This window comes from Mesorhizobium sp. B2-4-14, assembly GCF_006442155.1.
GTDB lineage: Bacteria > Pseudomonadota > Alphaproteobacteria > Rhizobiales > Rhizobiaceae > Mesorhizobium.
In genome coordinates, this window is the sequence record NZ_VFVA01000004.1 from 259,200 (window position 1) to 275,704 (window position 16,505).

A 16,505-nucleotide genomic window follows, 5' to 3' on the forward strand; every position below is an offset into this window, starting at 1 on the left:
TCTTGTGTCCGGAATTTATTAGTATACAAACGATATTTGCGTCAAGATGGCTCCGTAAAACACCTTTCCAAACTGTGACATATCCGTAGTCCCAGCATTTCGGGTTTCGACAATGAAAGAGAATTTTTCGGTGCAACCGTCGGATTCCCTGGGCAGCGTCGTCGCCGGCATCGATGTTGGCGGAACGTTCACCGACCTGCTTCTGATCGACGGCAGGGACGGCGGCAAGGTCCATATCGCCAAGACGCCCACCACGGTCGACAATCAGGCCTTCGGCGTGGTTTCGGCGCTCGGCGCCACCGGCTTCCCGGTCGACGGCATCGACCTCATCGTTCATGGCACGACCACCACCACCAACGCGGTGCTGGAGCGCCGGCTGGCCAAGACCGGCATGATCACGACGCGCGGCTTTCGTGACGTCATCGAACTGGGCCGGCGCACGCGGCCTCAAGCCTATGGCATGACCGGCACATTTGTGCCGATCATCCCGCGCAATCTCAGGCTCGAAGTCTCCGAGCGCGTCGAAGCCTCGGGCGCCATACGCACCCCGCTCAACGAGGCCGGGATGCGCGAAGCGGTGAAGGCGCTGGTCGCCGCCGGCTGCGAATCCCTGGTCATCCATTTCCTGCATTCCTACGCCAACCCCGCCCATGAGCGGCGCGCCGCCGAGATCGCCGCCGAGCTCTGGCCGAACGGCTACATCACCACCGGCCATGCGCTGCTGTCGGAAGCACGCGAATTCGAGCGCGGCGTGACCGCTTCGGTCAACGCTTCGGTGCAGCCGATCCTCGAGCGCTATGTCGAGCGCCTGCGCAAGGAATTGGCCGACAAGGGCTATGCCCGCGACTTCCTGATCATGAACGGCAATGGCGGCATGATCTCGGCCCGCTTCGTCACACGTGAATCGGCCAAGACCGTCATGTCGGGCCCCGCCTCCGGCGTCATCGCCGCCGCCTATACCGGCAAGCGCGCCGGCTTCGAAAACCTTGTCACCTACGACATGGGCGGCACCTCGACCGATGTGGCGCTGATCCGCAACGCCGAGCCGGCGGTGTCGAACGAGATCGAGATCGAATATGCCATGCCCATCCACGTGCCGATGGTGGCCGTGCACACGGTCGGCGCCGGTGGCGGTTCGATCGCCCGAGTCGACGCGGCCGGGCTGATCCAGATCGGCCCGGAAAGCGCCGGCGCCAATCCCGGCCCGATCTGCTATGGGCGCGGCGGCCTGGAGCCTACCATCACCGACGCCAATCTGGTGCTCGGCCGGCTGGCGCCGAAGAAGCTGCTTGCCGTTGACAATCCGGTCACATCGGAGCGCGTTACGGATATCTTCGCCGAAAAGATCGGCAAGGCGACCGGCCTGTCCGGCGTCGAGGCGGCCGGGGCGGTGCTCAGGCTCGGCAACATGAAGATGGCGGGCGCCATCCGCATGGTCTCGGTGTCGCGCGGCCATGACCCGCGCGACTTCGCGCTGTTCGCCTTCGGCGGCGCCGGGCCGCTGCATGCGACAGCCCTGGCGCGCGAACTCGGCCTGCCCCGGGTATTGGTGCCGGCGCGGCCGGGCATCACCAACGCGCTCGGCTGCGTCGTCGCCGATCTGCGCCACGACTTCGTCAACACCATCAACCAGCCCGTCGCCATGCTCGATGAAGCCCAGCTCTATGCCGTGTTGAAAGGCCACCGAAACGAAGGCGAGGAACTGATCGGCAAGGAAGCGGTGAAGCCGGAAACGATCCGCGTCACCCATTCCGCCGACATGCAGTTCGTCGGCCAGACCCACATCATCAATGTGCCGCTGCCGTCTTCATCGGTGACCCGCGCGACGCTGCAAGCGCTGTTCGAAAAAGCCTATTTCGCCCGTTTCAAGGTCGAACTGCCGGAGATCCGCGCCAACCTCGTCAACCTCAACACCTCGGTCACCGGCGTGCGCCCGGCGATCGATCTGTCGCGGTTGATCGACCCGGCCGGGCGGGCAAAAACGCTCGACGAGTCGCGGCGCGAGATCAGGCCGGTCTGGTATGCAGGCCGCTGGCACGACACGTCGGTATATGCGCGCGAAAGACTGCCGCTCGACGCGGTAATAGAAGGTCCGGCGATCCTCGAACAGATGGACGCCACCACCGTGCTCGAGCCCGGCGACCGCGCCCGCTCGGACTTCGACGGCAACATCATCATCGACATCGGCGAGGCCTGACAATGCCGGCTTTAAAAGGGGCAAAGCTCGACGCGATCACGCTTTCGGTCCTCCAGGCAGCGTTGCAGCAGGTCTGCGACGAGATGGACCTGACCTTTTCCCGCGCCGCCTTCTCGCCTGTCATCGCCGAGGCCAACGACCGCTCCGACGGCATCTATTCCGCCGTCGACGGCTCGCTGATCGCGCAGGGCAGCCAGGGCCTGCCGGTCTTCGTCGGCGTCATGCAGTATTCGACCAGGACGGTAATCGAAATGATCGCCGATGGCCGCTGCCTGGCCCCGGAGCCGGACGACATCTACATCGTCAACGATCCCTATCTCGGCGGCACGCATCTGATGGATGTGCGCTTCGTCATGCCGGTCTACCGGGGCAAGAAAATCTTCTGCTGGCTGTCGAACACCGGCCATTGGCCTGATATTGGCGGTTCGGTGCCCGGCGGCTTCTCGGCTTCCGCCACCGCGGTCGAACAGGAAGGCCTGCGGCTGCCGCCGGTAAAACTGTTCAAGAAGGGCGTGCTCGATCCGGAGATCTACGCCATCATCTGCTCCAACATCCGTGTCGCCGACCAGCGCATCGGCGATATCAGGGCCCAGGCCGCCGCACTGCTGATCGGTCAGGACAGGCTCAACGGCATCCTCGATCGTTACGGTGACGAAACCGTCGTCGAAGCGATCGCCGAGTTGCGCCGCCGCGCCGCCGAGCAGATGCGCGCCAACATCGCGGCCATTCCCAACGGCACCTACCGCTCCCAGGCGTTTGTCGATTCCGACGGGGTGGTCAACGAGCCGCTGACCATCGCGCTCGCCGTCGAGAAAAAGGGCGACACGCTGACCTTCGATTTCGCAGGCTCGTCGAAGCCCTGCGCCGGACCGATGAACAGCGTGCTGGCGACGACCTTGTCCTCGGTCTATCTCGCCATGCGCCATATCTTCCCGGACGTGCCGATCAGCGCCGGCGCCTTCGAGCCGCTGATCGTCAAGCGGCCTGATGGCACGTTCCTTGACGCGAAATATCCCCGTCCCGTTTCCGGCTGCGCGGCGGAAGTCTCGCAGCGCATCGCCGAGGCGGTGTTCGCCGCCATGGTGCAGGCGCTCCCGGACAAGGTGACGGCCGCGCCCGCCGGCTCCAGCGGCAATTTCGCGCTCGGAGGCAACGACCCGGCGCGCGGCCGCGACTATGTCATGTACCAGATTTCAGGCGGCGGTTATGGCGGCAATTCCGGTCATGATGGCCTGACCAATGGCTGCTCGACCATCGGCATCTCCAAGTCGCCGCCGGTCGAGATCATGGAGCAGGCCTTTCCCGTGCTCTACCGGCATTATGCCCTGCGTGAAGGTTCGGGCGGCGCCGGCAAGCATCGCGGCGGCTTCGGCCTCGCCTATGAGGTCGAGATCCTGCGCGGCGAAGCGCGTGCTTCCTTCGTCATGGACCATGGCCGCTTCGGCCCGCAGGGAGCGTTGGGCGGCAAGGATGGCGAGCCCAACAGCGTCACCGTGTTCCGCAATCACGAGGAACATGTGCCCCCGCATCTGTCGAAGGAACAGGACATCGCGCTGAAAGCGGGCGACCGCGTGCGCGTCGGCACGCCCGGCGGCGGCGGCTATGGCGATCCGCGTCAGCGCGATCCGGACGAGGTGCTGAAAGACGTCATGCTCGGCTACTACACGCTCCGGCAGGCGGCCGAGAAATTCGGCGTCGTGATTGCGCCGGACGGGCTGGCCGTCGACAGAGTGGCGACGGACAAAATGCGGGACAGCTGATCCACTGCAGGCAGACGCGAAGTTTGCGTCCCCGGGATCGACAAGGCATGTCGTTTCCGTCTCCGCCGGCAATGCAAAAGCTCGTATTTTCCATCGGCAAGCGATGGAGACAGTTTTGGCCGAGCGGCGATCCCCTTTCTACAGCAGCATCGTCGCGCTGGGGGCGACCATGGGCCGTGTCGGCGGCGATTTCATCTCGGCCAAATACTACTCCGGCATTGCCGATGAGCATCTGAACACCCGCGCCAATGTCGGCGTTCAGGATCTCAGCACCATGGGCAAGATGGACATCAGGGGTCCGGATGCCGAGGCGCTGGTCAATCATGTCATCGTCAACGATGCCGCGGCGATGAAGCCAGGCAATGTGCGCTACTCCACGGTCTGCCGCGAGGATGGCGGCATCATGGACGACCTGACCGTGTTCCGGCTGGGGCCGGAGCATTTCATGCTGGTGACCGGCTCGGTCAACCGACTGAAGATGCTGCCCTGGCTCCAGCATCATGCCCAGGGGCGTCAGGCCTATGTCACCGACATCACCGCGGCGGTTGCTTTCCCGACCATCCAGGGTCCGCGTTCGCGCGAACTCCTGAAGGCGCTGGTTTCGGATGCTGATTTGGACGGGCTCAAGCGCTGGGCGTTCACCTCCGGGCGCGTCGGCGAGACCAGGGTGCTGATCTCGCGCACCGGCGTGACCGGTGAACTCGGCTTCGAACTGTTCGTGCCTGCCGACGAGGCGGTCTCGGTCTGGGAGGCGCTGATGAAGGCCGGTCGGGACTTTGGCTTGAAACCCTATGGCGTGCTGGCAATGTTCACGCTGGGCCTGGAAAAGGCCTATCCGGCGCATGGTATCGACATGGATGAGACCCGCACGCCCTTCCATGTCGGCCTCGACCGCTGGATCAAATTCGACAAGGGCGATTTCATCGGCCGCGAGGCCTTGCTCAAGGTCCGTGATAACGGCCTCGACGAACGCTGGACCGGGCTGATCGTCGACGGCGACAAGCCCGCCGCGACGAACGCCCGTGTGCTAGCCGATGGCGACGACGCCGGCGTGGTCACCTACAGCGACCATGGCTATTCGCTGGGCGAGGTGCTGGCGACCGCGCATCTGCGGTTGCCCTTCACTTCTGTCGGCACCGAACTCAGCATCGGCATCGACGGTGAACCGACCCGTGCGGTGGTGGCGCCGATGCCGTTCTTCGATCCGGAGGGGACAAGGCTGCGGGGTTAGAGCAATTCCAGGAAAAGTGTGAAACGGTTTTCCGTCCGGAATTGCGTCAAAACAAGCAGTTAGAGCAGTTCACCGTTTCTGTGAAACGGTGAACTGCTCTAACCCGGAAATCGTTTTCGGGTTCCCTTCGGGTCCTGACATGGCCGTGGATTAAGCGTCACGGCAAACTAGTTGTGGCCACTGATCGGCGCTGCAGCGACTTGTCCCGGCCGAAGCCGGACTGCTTGACGCCGCCGAGCGGCACGGTGATGTCGGCGCCGCCTTGGCATCGAGATTGGCAGAATACTCGATGGAGAAGTGAGGCACCGCTTCCCGTTTCCTGAACTATTGCATTGCTGTAGTTAACGCGTTAATTACATGGGGTGCCGCCGAAGTCAAGTCTTGCATCGGGCTTGGCCCGACGATACGGGATGACGGTGACGGGCTTGCGGGCCAGCGCTGCTGGCAAAGCTAGCCGCCGATCGCGAGTCAGCGCTGGAGAGAATTTCACTTGCTGCCGGAAAACACGCGTCGTTCCCTGCCGATGGCACTGCTTCATGCCCGCGAAGCGGTGATGGCGCGGTTTCGCCCCATGCTCGCCGCGCATGACGTGACCGAACAGCAATGGCGCGTGCTGCGCATGCTGAGCGAAGCCGGCCCAGTCGAGGCGACGGAGCTCGCCGATCGTGCCTCGGTGCTGCCGCCAAGCCTGACCCGCATCATCAAGGCGCTCGAGAGCCGAAACTTCATCACCCGCAACAAGGCGGAAGGCGATGGCCGCCGTGTCATCCTGACCATCGCCCCGGCCGGCGCCGCCCTGATCGACGCCCTGTCGCCCGAACGCCGCGTCATCTACGACGACATCGAACGGCGGTTCGGGCACGAGCGGCTGGAACAGCTTCTGGACCTGCTGGAAAGCCTGATCGACGGCGAGAACTGAACATTCGGGCGGCGCTCGCATTGATGCCTCCTGGCGCCTCGGAAAATGGCGAAAACTTCCGTCGCTTCGTTATCCTAGGACGGAGCAAGGAGCGCAGCGACGCGGCGCAGACCCCAGGATCCATGCCGCGACTTCCAAACGCCGCCACCGTGCAGAATTCTGCGCCGTTGTACCCTCGACCAAGGTCGCGGCATGGATCCCAGGGTCTCCGCGACGCCGCTTCGCGGCTGCTCCGCCCAGGGATGACGAAGTTGGGAGGGCTTCGGCCAATGGTGCATCCGCCTCGACAGCGGTTGTTCACCCCCAAAACTCCCCAGCCGCGTCGGCTGTGTGTAGTTGCGGTCGACATAGAGCAGCGCCGAGCCGCCGCTGCCGTGCCGCACGTCGATGACGCGGCCGATCATGACGTTGTGCGTGCCGACGACATGCACATCCTCGATCTCGCAGTCGTCCGACAGTGCCGGTGTGCCCGACGTCAGCGTCTGCCAGCGTGCCGCCGAATAGCGCGCCTCCATGTCCCTGGTCGCGCCGGCGAACTTTCCCGCCAGATGCATGTGGTCATGGGTCAGCACGTTGACGCAGAAGCGCCGGTTGGCAAGGAACATGGCCGCCTGCGTCGAACGCCCGTTCATGCAGACCAGGAGCGTCGGCGGTTCGTCGGAAACGCTGCACATGGCGGTGGCGGTGAAGCCGCCGCGTCCGGCCGGCCCGTCGGTGGTGACGATGTTGACCGGCGCGCAGACCCTTGCCATGGCGTCGCGGAAATCGGCCTTCGAAATCTGCGTGGCCATTGGAGTTCATCCAGCCGTCGAAGCCAGGGGCGGGAGCCAGGTGTCGGCAGTCCAGCCATTCTCGTCATAGTCGGCCATGCAGGTATCGACGAGTTCCTCCATCGCCTTCAGCCGGCCGCCGCGTTCGGCGCCCTTCAGCACCTGCAGCCGCACCTCTTCCGGCGCGCCGGCGTAGTTGAGTTCGTAGAGCGCGTGCCGGCCGCCAAACTCGGTCCCTGTCGCGTCCCACAACAGCTTCATGATCTTGATGCGCTCGACATGGCCCATATCGTTGGAGCCCCGCACATATTGCGCGAGGTATCTGTCAATCTCTGGGTTGTTGAAATCGCGCACCGACGACGGCAGGTAGATCAGGCCGGAGGCGATCACCCGGCGCACCGTGTCGATGACGCGCGGATAGGCTTCCGACATGAAGGTACGGTAGGCCAATGCTGCTTCCAGATTGGGCAGCACGGCGCCGTTCGCGCACGGGATCGGGTTATAGGCCATGGCATTGGAAAAGCTCCAGAACATGTGCCTGAGAGCAATCACCTCGCCAAGTGCCGCCTGGTTGCCGCGGAAGGCATCGCCGCCGGTGGCGCGCAGCGCCTTGGCCAGCAGGCCGGCAAGGAAGTCGAGCTTGACGGCGAAGCGCGTGCAGCCCTGGAAGCAATAGCCATGCATGAAGCCGGATGCCGGATGGAACGACAGGATCTTCTGCGCGTCGCGCAGCACCAGCACGTCCTCCCAGGGGATGAAGACATTGTCGAGCACCAGGATCGCGTCGTTCTCGTCGAAGCGTGACGACAGCGGATAGTCGAAGGGCGCCGCCACCGTATTGGCCGTCTGCTCGTAGGAGACGCGGCAGAACATCTTTATCCCAGGCGCGTTCATCGGCACGATGAACATCACCGACAGCGACGGATCCTCGGTGACTGTCGCCGAACTCTGCGCCAGGAAATTGTAATGGGTCAGGGCCGAGGACGTCGCCACCACCTTGGCACCGGAAACGAGAATGCCGGCATCCGTCTCCTTGGTGATGTGGACGAAGACGTCCTTCACCTGTTCGGCCGGCTTGTGGCGGTCGATGGGAGGATTGACGATGGCATGGTTCATGAACGGCACGGCTTCCTGCGCGCGCTTGTGCCAGGACAGCGCATTGTCCTTGAACGGCCCGTACCAGTCGGCATTGGCGCCGAGCGTGTTCATCAGCGCCGCCTTGTAATCGGGAGTGCGGCCCATCCAGCCATAGGACATGCGCGACCATTCGGCGATCGCCGTCTGCTGGGCGGCGAGTTCGCCGGAAGATTTGGCAACGCGGAAATATCTGTGGGTGTAGCCGCCCGACCCGGTATCGGTGACCGAGGTCAGCGTGTCGCGCCGCTTGGCGTCATGCAGCGCATCGTAGAGCCGCGCCAGCGACCGCGCCGAATTGCGCATCGCCGGATGCGCGGTGACGTCGCCGATGCGTTCGCCATTGATGTAGACCTCGCGGCCGTCGCGCAGGCTTTCCAGATATTCCGCCCCGGTAAACGGGCGCGCCCTGTCCGCACGAAAATCTTCTGACCGCATGATGCTCCTCCACTCGATATTGCAACCCTAGCGCCTTGGGCGTCGATCGGTTATGGACGGAACGGCAAAACCGATTGGACTTTTTCCGGCGTCATGAGCCAGAATTCCATTCCCGATTTCTTCGTCTATGGCGAGCCGGCGCGGCCGCTCGACGTCGGTTTCCTGCATGTCGAGACGGTACCTGCCCGCGGCAGCATTCATCTTGGCCAGGTCGCGGCGCACAAGCATCCGCAGATGGGTCAGATCACCTACTGGACCAGTGGCTCCGGCACCTATCGCATCGAGGACCGCTCCTGGGACTTTTCGGCGCCAGCCGTCAGCTTCGTGCCGAGCAATGTCGTGCATGGCTTCTCGATCGGGCCTGGCACCGACGCCATCGTCGTCTCGGTCGCCGACGATGCGCTCGCCGCCCTTGCCGCTCAAAGCCTGCTGCCGCTGGACCGGCCGGTCTTTACCGACAGTCTGCCGCAACATGCCGCATGGCAAAGACTGGCGGCGGTGCTGGAGATGATCGCGGCCGAATACGCCGAAGCGCAGGCCGGCAATGACAAGACTTTGCCGGCGCTGATCGCGGTCGCGCTCTCCCATATCGCGCGCCGCGCGCCGGCGATAATTGCCGCTCCACCGTCCTCCGATGCATCACTGGCCTTTGGCCTGCGGCGGCTTGTCGATGCGCATTTCCGCGACAACTGGTCGGTCGACCGCTACGTCGTGAGCCTCGCCACGACACCGCATCTCCTCGACAAGGCCAGCCGTGCGGTGCTGGGTGCCGGCGTCAAGCGCACCGTCAGCGAGCGGCGGCTGCTGGAGGCCAAGCGGCTGCTGCTGTTCACCGTGCGTACGGTCGAGGACATCGCCTACGAGATCGGCTTCGACGATCCGGCCTATTTCTCGCGCTTCTTTCGCGAACGGGTAGGCGAGGCGCCCGCCGCCTGGCGCCGGCGACAGTTGGAAGCGCATTGAGTCCGCGCTGGCTGGCGGATACGGGCGCGGGCCCCGCATCCTGTTTCCGGCTAGCGTGCGGCGAGAAGCCAAACCCGTGCGCCGCATTTTTTCCGCACGATCAGCACCGGTTCCGCCGTCGAGGCCTCCGCCCATGCCTCGGCGAAAGTGATGGCCGGCGTGCGGTGTAGCGGCCGCGACCAGCCGCCAATGAGTGACGAGGGGGAGGCGCAGCTTCACGAGATCGGGATGAGCTCCGAAACGATGTGGTCGGTTGCCCGGCTGCTTGCGGCAAGCCCCTCTTTCACGCCCCTGCGGTCGGCTTCCGGGCGATTTTGGCTCATCTTGCGTTTTCCCTGCAGGGAGACGATCGGCATGCGGATGCCGACAATGCCGCGCAGTTGGGCGTTGATATAGGCTTCCGGTGCGTCGGTCGGCGCCCAGGGTGCCCGGCGGCCGCTTTCATGAAGCGCGGTGAGCCGGGTTACGACATCGCGCAGCCGCTCGGTATCGCTGAAGAACTCGACGGGTCCGCTGGCTTGGACAGCCGTGTAGTTCCAGGTGGGCACGACCTTTCCATGTTCAGCCTTGGATGCATACCAGGAGGGCGTCACATAAGCGTCCGGACCCATGAAAACGGCCAATCCAAGACCGATGACGGCAGCTTGCCACTGGGGGTTCGCCCGCGCCAGATGCGCATAGAGAACGCCTCTTTCTCCCTCGCTCTCGTCAAGAAACATCGGCAGCGGAGTGGCCATGGGACCGTCGGATGTCGCCGTGATGAAGCTTGCCAGGCGACATTGCCGCATCATGTCGTAAATCTCGGCCGCGTCGGCCACTGTGAAGGCGGTTGGGGTGTACATTCACGCTCCTTGATTTGAACGCATCATTCCACTCAACTGGTCCAAAATATGCAGCCAGTTCGGGAGAGTTTCATTGGGCCACTTTGAACAGCGACCGCGCGGAACGGGCGTCACCCGCCGCATCTATCTCTCCCTGCGCGAGCAGATCGAATCCGGCATCTACAAGGCCGGAGCGAAGCTTCCGTCCAGCCGCTCGCTGGCCGAGGAGCTTGGCGTGTCGAGGACGACGGTAACCGCGGCTTTCGATCAGCTGATTTCAGAAGGCTATGTCCAGGTCCGGCAGGGGTCGAAAGCCACCGTGGCCTCCACCGGAGGCCCCTCCCGCGTCTGTCGACCCCAGCTGGAGCCGAAGGCAACCCCTAAGCTTTCCGATTATGCAAGACGTGTCATGGCGTTGCCTTCGCACACCAGTGCCGGGCTGGCGCCACTGAAACACGACTTCCGCTATGGCGATATCGCATCGGCGGATTTTCCAAAACTCCTCTGGCGGAGAGCCTTGAACACAGCCTTTCTGACCTATCGCGAACGCCTGGCTTATGAGCATCCCGCAGGCAATCCACGACTCCGCCAAGCCTTGGAAGGCTATCTCTGGCGAGCGCGCGGCATAAGGTGCGAGGCGGCGCGGATCATCATCGTCAGCGGGTCCCAGCAGGCTCTGGATCTGTGTGCGAGGGTGCTCGTCAATCCGGGAGACAGCGTCGTCGTCGAGGACCCATGTTACGCGATGGCTCGAAACGTCATGCTTGCCATAGGCGCCAAACCTGTCGAGCTTGCCTGCGACAATGACGGGATGGACACCACGCGGCTTCCCGATCCAGCCCGGATCGCGCTTGCCTACGTGACTCCAAGCCATCAGTTTCCGCTGGGAGGTGTTCTGTCGGTCGGCCGCCGCCAGACCTTGATCGAATGGGCCAGTCTGGGAAACGCCTACGTTATCGAGGACGACTATGATGGCGAGTACCGCTATGACGTCAGCCCGATCCCGCCTCTGTATCTGTCGGGTCAGGACAAGGTCGTCTATGTCGGCACCGTGTCCAAGACGCTGTCTCCGACACTCCGGCTGGGATACATGGTTGTTCCCGGCCCACTGGTCGACCTCCTCATCCTGTGCAAGCAAATTGCCGACCGCCACAGTTCGGGGTTCGAGCAGGACGCTCTCGCGACCATGATCGAGACAGGCGCGTATGAGCGCCATGTGCGCAGGATGAGGAGACGCAATGCCGAAAGGCGAACCGCTTTCCTCAACGCGATGCGGGAAGCATTCGGCGGCGAGATCGAAATCGTCGGAACATCGGCGGGCCTTCACGTCGTGGTCTGGTTCAACAGCCTGCGGTCCGATGAGGAGGAGCTTTTCGCTGAGGCGGCCCGGAAAAATGATGTCGGAATTTATCCGGTCTCCCGGCTGTTCGCGGCCAAGGGCGACCCGCGCGCCGGCTTCATTTTTGGATACGCCTCGATGGCCGTCGAGGCGATCGACAAGGGCGTGGCCAAACTGTTCGAGGTTTTCCAGTCGAAGACGTTCCACGCATGAGGAAGCGAGAAAGGCTTGCGGCCGATCGAAAAATGAAATCCGCAACGGCCCCTTGCCGTTCATCCCCATTTTCCTCATGTTCAGAGTGCTTGCAGATGATCGATCGTTGGGGGGCGGCCGGATTCATCGTAATGGGAGGAAGTCGACTATGAAGGCATGCTATTTCGTTTCTGCCGCGCTTCTTGCCGCGGTGTCAATTCCCGCCGCGGCCGCCGAAATTTCCGATGGCAAGGTCAAGATCGGCATCCTCAACGACCAGTCCGGCGTCTATGCCGATTTTGGCGGCAAATGGTCGGTCGAAGCGGCCAAGATGGCGGTCGAGGATTTCGGCGGCAAGGTCCAGGGAGCGCCGATCGAGATCATCAGCGCCGATCACCAGAACAAGCCGGATATCGCCTCCAATATCGCACGGCAGTGGTACGACACCGAACAGGTCGACGCCATCATGGAGCTGACGACCTCTTCGGTCGCGCTCGCCGTCCAGGGGATTTCCAAGGAAAAGAAGAAGATCGACATCGTTACCGGTGCCGCGACCACGGACCTGACCGGCAAGCAGTGCTCGCCCTATGGTTTCCACTGGGCCTATGACACCCACTCGCAGGCGGTGGGAACCGGCGGTTCGCTGGTGCAGCAGGGCGGCGACAGCTGGTTCTTCCTCACCGTCGACTATGCGTTCGGCTATTCGCTGAAGGAGCAGACCGCCAAGTTCGTCGAGAGCCACGGCGGCAAGGTGCTGGGCGAGGTGCGTTATCCCCTCGGCTCGACCGACTATTCATCCTTCCTGCTGCAGGCGCAATCGTCCGGCGCCAAGGTCATCGGGCTGGCCAATGCCGGCCTGGACACCTCCAATTCCATCAAGCAGGCGGCCGAATTCGGCATCGTCCAGGGCGGCCAGCGTCTTGCAGCCCTTCTGTTCACGCTGGCCGAGGTGCATGGGCTGGGCCTGCAGGCGGCGCAAGGCGTCGTGCTGACCGAGGGCTTCTACTGGGATCGCGACGACAAGAGCCGCGAATTCGCACAGCGCTTTTTCAAACGCACCAACCGCATGCCGAACATGATCCAGGCCGCGACCTATTCGGCGGTGACGCAGTACCTGAAGGCGATCGACAAGGCCGGCACCGACGAGACCGAGGCCGTCGCCAAGCAATTGCATTCGATGCCGGTGAACGACGTCTTTACCGCCAACGGCAAGGTCCAGTCCGACGGCAACATGGTCCACGACATGTATCTCTACCAGGTCAAGTCGCCCAGCGAGAGCACCAAGGATTGGGACTATTACAAATATCTCGCCACCATTCCCGGCAATGAGGCCTTCCTGAGCGAGAAGGAAAGCGGCTGCCCGACGGCGGCCCAGTGACCGGCGCGGCCACGGTGCCGCCCGATCTGACCACGGATGAGCCGCGGGTGGTGTTGTCCGCCCGCGGGCTGCGACGCGACTTCGCCGGCTTCGTCGCCGTCAGGAATGTCGACCTCGATGTCCGCCACCGCAACATCCATGCCTTGATCGGACCCAACGGAGCCGGCAAGACGACCGTTTTCAACCTGCTCACCAAGTTCCTGGCGCCGACCAGCGGCAGGATCGAACTGCTCGGTCACGACATCACCCGCACGCCGCCGGCGAAAGTCGCGCGCATGGGGCTGGTGCGCTCGTTCCAGATATCGGCGATCTTCCCGCACCTCAGCGTGCTCGACAATGTGCGTGTCGCGCTGCAGCGGCCGGCCGGGCTCGGCGTGCAGTTCTGGCGCTCGCTGGCGGCGCTCGACCGGTTGACGCCACGCGCGGTCGAATTGCTGCGCTCGGTCGGTCTCGACGATGCCAGGAACAGGCTGGCCGGCGATCTTTCCTATGGCAGGAAACGCGTGCTCGAAATCGCCACCACCCTGGCGCTCGACCCGAAAGTGCTGCTTCTGGACGAGCCGATGGCCGGCATGGGGCATGAGGACGTGGCCACGGTTTCCACCATCATTCGTTCCGTGGCGAGCGAGCGTGCCATCCTGATGGTCGAGCACAATCTGACTGTCGTGGCCGATCTCTGCGACTGGATAACGGTCATGCAGCGCGGCGAAGTGCTGGCGGCCGGCGACTACGCCACAGTCAGCCGCGACGAACGGGTGCGGGTCGCCTATATGGGGACGGCCGATGACTAGCGCCGCGCCCCTGCTCGCGGCTCGCGGCCTCAACGCCTGGTATGGCGAGAGCCACGCGCTTCACGGCGTTGATCTCGAGGTATTTCGCGGCGAGACGGTCACATTGCTGGGCCGCAACGGCGTCGGCAAGACCACGACCCTGCGCGCCATCATGGGGCTGATCCGCCGGCGGACGGGCCAGGTCGTCTTCGACGGCGCGGACCTGATGCGGCTGCCGCTGCACCGCACCGCCCATCAAGGCATCGGCTTCGTGCCGGAAGAGCGCGGCATCTTCGCGACATTGACGGTGGACGAGAACCTGGTGCTGCCGCCGGTCGTCGCCCAGGGTGGCATGAGCGTTGAGGAGATATTCGATCTCTTTCCCAATCTGAAGGAGCGGCGCAACACGTCCGGCACCAGGCTGTCGGGCGGCGAACAGCAGATGCTGGCGATAGCGCGCATGCTGCGGACCGGCGTCAAGATGCTGCTTCTCGACGAGCCGACCGAAGGCCTGGCTCCGGTGATCGTGCAGCGCATCGGCGAGCTGCTGGTGACGATGAAGAGCCGGGGCATGACGATCCTGCTGGTCGAGCAGAATTTCCGCTTCGCCAGCCGCGTCGCCGACCGCTTCTACCTGATGGAGCACGGAAAGGTCGTGGCCGGATTTCCGGTCGGCGAACTGGCCGGCCGCATGACGCTGCTCCACGAAATTCTGGGTGTATGATAGCGCCATGACGATGATCTTCGGCATCCCCGTCCAGGCATTCCTCGGCCAGTTGCTGGTCGGACTGATCAACGGCTCGTTCTACGCCATGCTGAGCCTGGGTCTGGCCGTCATTTTCGGCCTGCTGCGCGTCATCAATTTCGCCCATGGCGCCCAGTATATGCTCGGCGCCTTCATCGGCTATCTGCTGCTCACGCGTCTCGGCATCGGCTATTGGCCCGCGCTCGTCCTTGCGCCGTTGATCGTCGGCCTGTTCGGCATCGTGGTCGAGCGCTTGGCGCTGTCGCGGCTTTACGATACCGATCCGCTCTATGGCCTGCTCTTCACCTTCGGTCTCGCGCTCGTGATCGAGGGCATCTTCCGCTACTATTACGGCGTGTCGGGAAATCCCTACGCCGTGCCGCCGCTGCTTTCGGGAGGCACCAATCTCGGCTTCATGTTCCTGCCCAACTATCGCGGCTGGGTCGTGGTCGCCTCGCTGATCGTCTGCTTCGGAACCTGGGCGCTGATCGAGAAGACCAGGCTCGGCTCCTATCTGCGCGCCGCGACCGAAAATCCGCGTCTCGTCCAGGCCTTCGGCGTCAATGTGCCGCTGCTGCTGACGCTTACCTACGGCCTGGGCTCGGCCCTGGCCGGGCTAGCCGGGATTCTGGCCGCGCCGATCTATCAGGTCAGCCCGCTGATGGGGTCGGATCTCATCATCGTCGTCTTCGCTGTCGTCGTGGTCGGCGGCATGGGGTCGATCCTCGGCGCGATCGTCACTGGCTACATGCTCGGCCTCGCCGAAGGCCTGACCAAGGTCTTCTACCCCGAAGCCTCCAACCTGGTGGTCTTCATCATCATGGCCATCGTGCTCCTGGTGCGGCCGGCCGGCCTGTTTGGAAGGGACGCCTGACATGGCGGAAGGGACGTCTGACATGGCCGACCTGACGCTTCGCGAAACGGCCGCCAGAACCCCGGCATGGCTTGAATGGACGCTGGTCGGGCTCGGCATCCTGGCGCTGCTGGCGGCACCCTTCTTCGTCTACCCGATCTTCCTGATGAAGATGCTGTGTTTCGCGCTGTTCGCCTGCGCGTTTAACCTCCTGCTCGGCTATACCGGGCTCCTGTCCTTCGGCCACGCCACCTTCTTCGGCGGCGCCGCCTACTTCACCGCGCATGCGGTCAAGGTGTGGGGCTGGCCGCCGGAAGCGGGTATCCTGCTCGGCATGGCGGGCGCGGCCCTGCTCGGCCTCGTCATGGGTTTTTTCGCCATTCGCCGGCAAGGCATCTATTTCGCCATGATCACGCTGGCCCTGTCGCAGATGTTCTTCTTCTTCTGCGTCCAGGCGCCCTTCACCCAGGGCGAGGACGGCGTTCAGGGCCTGCCGCGCGGCACCCTGCTTGGTTTCCTCGACCTGAACGTTCCGTTGAACATCTACTATTTCGTGCTGGCGGTGTTCCTGATCGGCGTCTTCGCCATCTGGCGCATCGTCAATTCGCCCTTCGGCATGATCCTGCGCTCGATCCGCGAAAACGAGAATCGCGCCATTTCGCTGGGCTATTCGGTCGCCAACTACAAGCTCGCCGCCTTCGTCATGTCGGCGGCGCTGGCCGGGCTGGCCGGCGCGGTCAAGGCCATCGTTTTCCAGTTCGCCACGCTCACCGACGTCACCTGGCAGATGTCGGGCGAAGTGATCCTGATGACGCTCCTCGGCGGCATCGGCACGATGGTCGGCCCGATCATCGGCGCCAGCCTCGTCGTCGGCCTGGAAAACACGCTGGCCACCTCCGGCTTCCCGGTCACCATCGCCACCGGGCTGATCTTCATGGTCTGCGTGCTGGTGTTTCGGCGAGGGATTGTGGGGGAGGTTTATGCGCGGCTGATGG

General features: G+C 63.7%; 13 protein-coding genes and 1 pseudogene. 11 read left to right on the top strand and 3 right to left on the bottom strand.

Going from position 1 to position 16,505, the window contains the following annotated elements:
- Nucleotides 1-112: 112 nt before the first annotated feature.
- From FJ938_RS06010 to hpaR, 4 genes are all read left to right on the top strand, one after another.
- A complete protein-coding gene (locus tag FJ938_RS06010; RefSeq protein ID WP_140692046.1) occupies nt 113-2,197 on the top strand; it encodes a hydantoinase/oxoprolinase family protein in 2,085 nt (694 codons plus the stop codon).
- 2 nt (nt 2,198-2,199) lie between these two features.
- Nucleotides 2,200-3,957: a hydantoinase B/oxoprolinase family protein gene (locus FJ938_RS06015; RefSeq protein ID WP_140692048.1), complete on the top strand. Its 1,758-nt coding sequence runs from the start codon at nt 2,200-2,202 to the stop codon at nt 3,955-3,957.
- 115 nt (nt 3,958-4,072) lie between these two features.
- Nucleotides 4,073-5,188 (top strand): aminomethyltransferase family protein, encoded by a 1,116-nt coding sequence (locus FJ938_RS06020; protein ID WP_246673202.1) that lies wholly within the window; start codon nt 4,073-4,075, stop codon nt 5,186-5,188.
- Nucleotides 5,189-5,711: 523 nt separating this feature from the next.
- The gene (gene hpaR / locus FJ938_RS06025) at nt 5,712-6,107 is read left to right on the top strand and encodes a homoprotocatechuate degradation operon regulator HpaR (RefSeq protein ID WP_246673205.1); all 396 of its coding nucleotides are present in this window, start codon (nt 5,712-5,714) and stop codon (nt 6,105-6,107) included.
- A 299-nt stretch (nt 6,108-6,406) separates the two neighbouring features.
- On the opposite strand, the pseudogene FJ938_RS06030 reads toward hpaR, so the two are convergent.
- Nucleotides 6,407-6,898, bottom strand: a pseudogene (locus FJ938_RS06030) (flavin reductase); the annotation flags it as partial.
- 6 nt (nt 6,899-6,904) lie between these two features.
- Nucleotides 6,905-8,449, bottom strand: coding sequence for a 4-hydroxyphenylacetate 3-hydroxylase N-terminal domain-containing protein (locus FJ938_RS06035; protein ID WP_140613310.1), 1,545 nt, complete (start codon nt 8,447-8,449; stop codon nt 6,905-6,907).
- Between the two features lie 93 nt (nt 8,450-8,542).
- Here FJ938_RS06035 and FJ938_RS06040 point away from each other — a divergent pair, with 93 nt between their 5' ends.
- On the top strand, nt 8,543-9,412 hold the full coding sequence (locus FJ938_RS06040) for a helix-turn-helix domain-containing protein (protein ID WP_140692055.1): 870 nt from the start codon (nt 8,543-8,545) through the stop codon (nt 9,410-9,412).
- A 215-nt stretch (nt 9,413-9,627) separates the two neighbouring features.
- Here the strand turns inward: FJ938_RS06040 and FJ938_RS06045 are convergent, their stop codons facing one another.
- Nucleotides 9,628-10,254, bottom strand: coding sequence for an FMN-binding negative transcriptional regulator (locus FJ938_RS06045; protein ID WP_140692057.1), 627 nt, complete (start codon nt 10,252-10,254; stop codon nt 9,628-9,630).
- Nucleotides 10,255-10,327: 73 nt separating this feature from the next.
- Here FJ938_RS06045 and FJ938_RS06050 point away from each other — a divergent pair, with 73 nt between their 5' ends.
- The 6 genes from FJ938_RS06050 to FJ938_RS06075 all read left to right on the top strand — a co-directional run.
- Nucleotides 10,328-11,785 carry a PLP-dependent aminotransferase family protein gene (locus FJ938_RS06050; protein ID WP_140692059.1) on the top strand — a complete coding sequence of 486 codons (1,458 nt, stop codon included), beginning with the start codon at nt 10,328-10,330 and terminating at the stop codon, nt 11,783-11,785.
- A gap of 148 nt (nt 11,786-11,933) precedes the next feature.
- Complete coding sequence (locus FJ938_RS06055; protein ID WP_140613314.1) at nt 11,934-13,142, top strand: ABC transporter substrate-binding protein; 1,209 nt, start codon at nt 11,934-11,936, stop codon at nt 13,140-13,142.
- The gene (locus FJ938_RS06060) at nt 13,139-13,933 is read left to right on the top strand and encodes an ABC transporter ATP-binding protein (RefSeq protein ID WP_181165778.1); all 795 of its coding nucleotides are present in this window, start codon (nt 13,139-13,141) and stop codon (nt 13,931-13,933) included. The genes FJ938_RS06055 and FJ938_RS06060 overlap by 4 nt, the downstream gene beginning before the upstream one ends.
- Nucleotides 13,926-14,636: an ABC transporter ATP-binding protein gene (locus tag FJ938_RS06065; RefSeq protein ID WP_140692061.1), complete on the top strand. Its 711-nt coding sequence runs from the start codon at nt 13,926-13,928 to the stop codon at nt 14,634-14,636. Before FJ938_RS06060 ends, FJ938_RS06065 begins: the two co-directional genes overlap by 8 nt.
- A gap of 7 nt (nt 14,637-14,643) precedes the next feature.
- Nucleotides 14,644-15,531: a branched-chain amino acid ABC transporter permease gene (locus tag FJ938_RS06070; protein ID WP_140613316.1), complete on the top strand. Its 888-nt coding sequence runs from the start codon at nt 14,644-14,646 to the stop codon at nt 15,529-15,531.
- A gap of 22 nt (nt 15,532-15,553) precedes the next feature.
- The coding region (locus FJ938_RS06075; protein WP_140692063.1) for a branched-chain amino acid ABC transporter permease at nt 15,554-16,505 on the top strand (952 nt) is incomplete at its 3' end.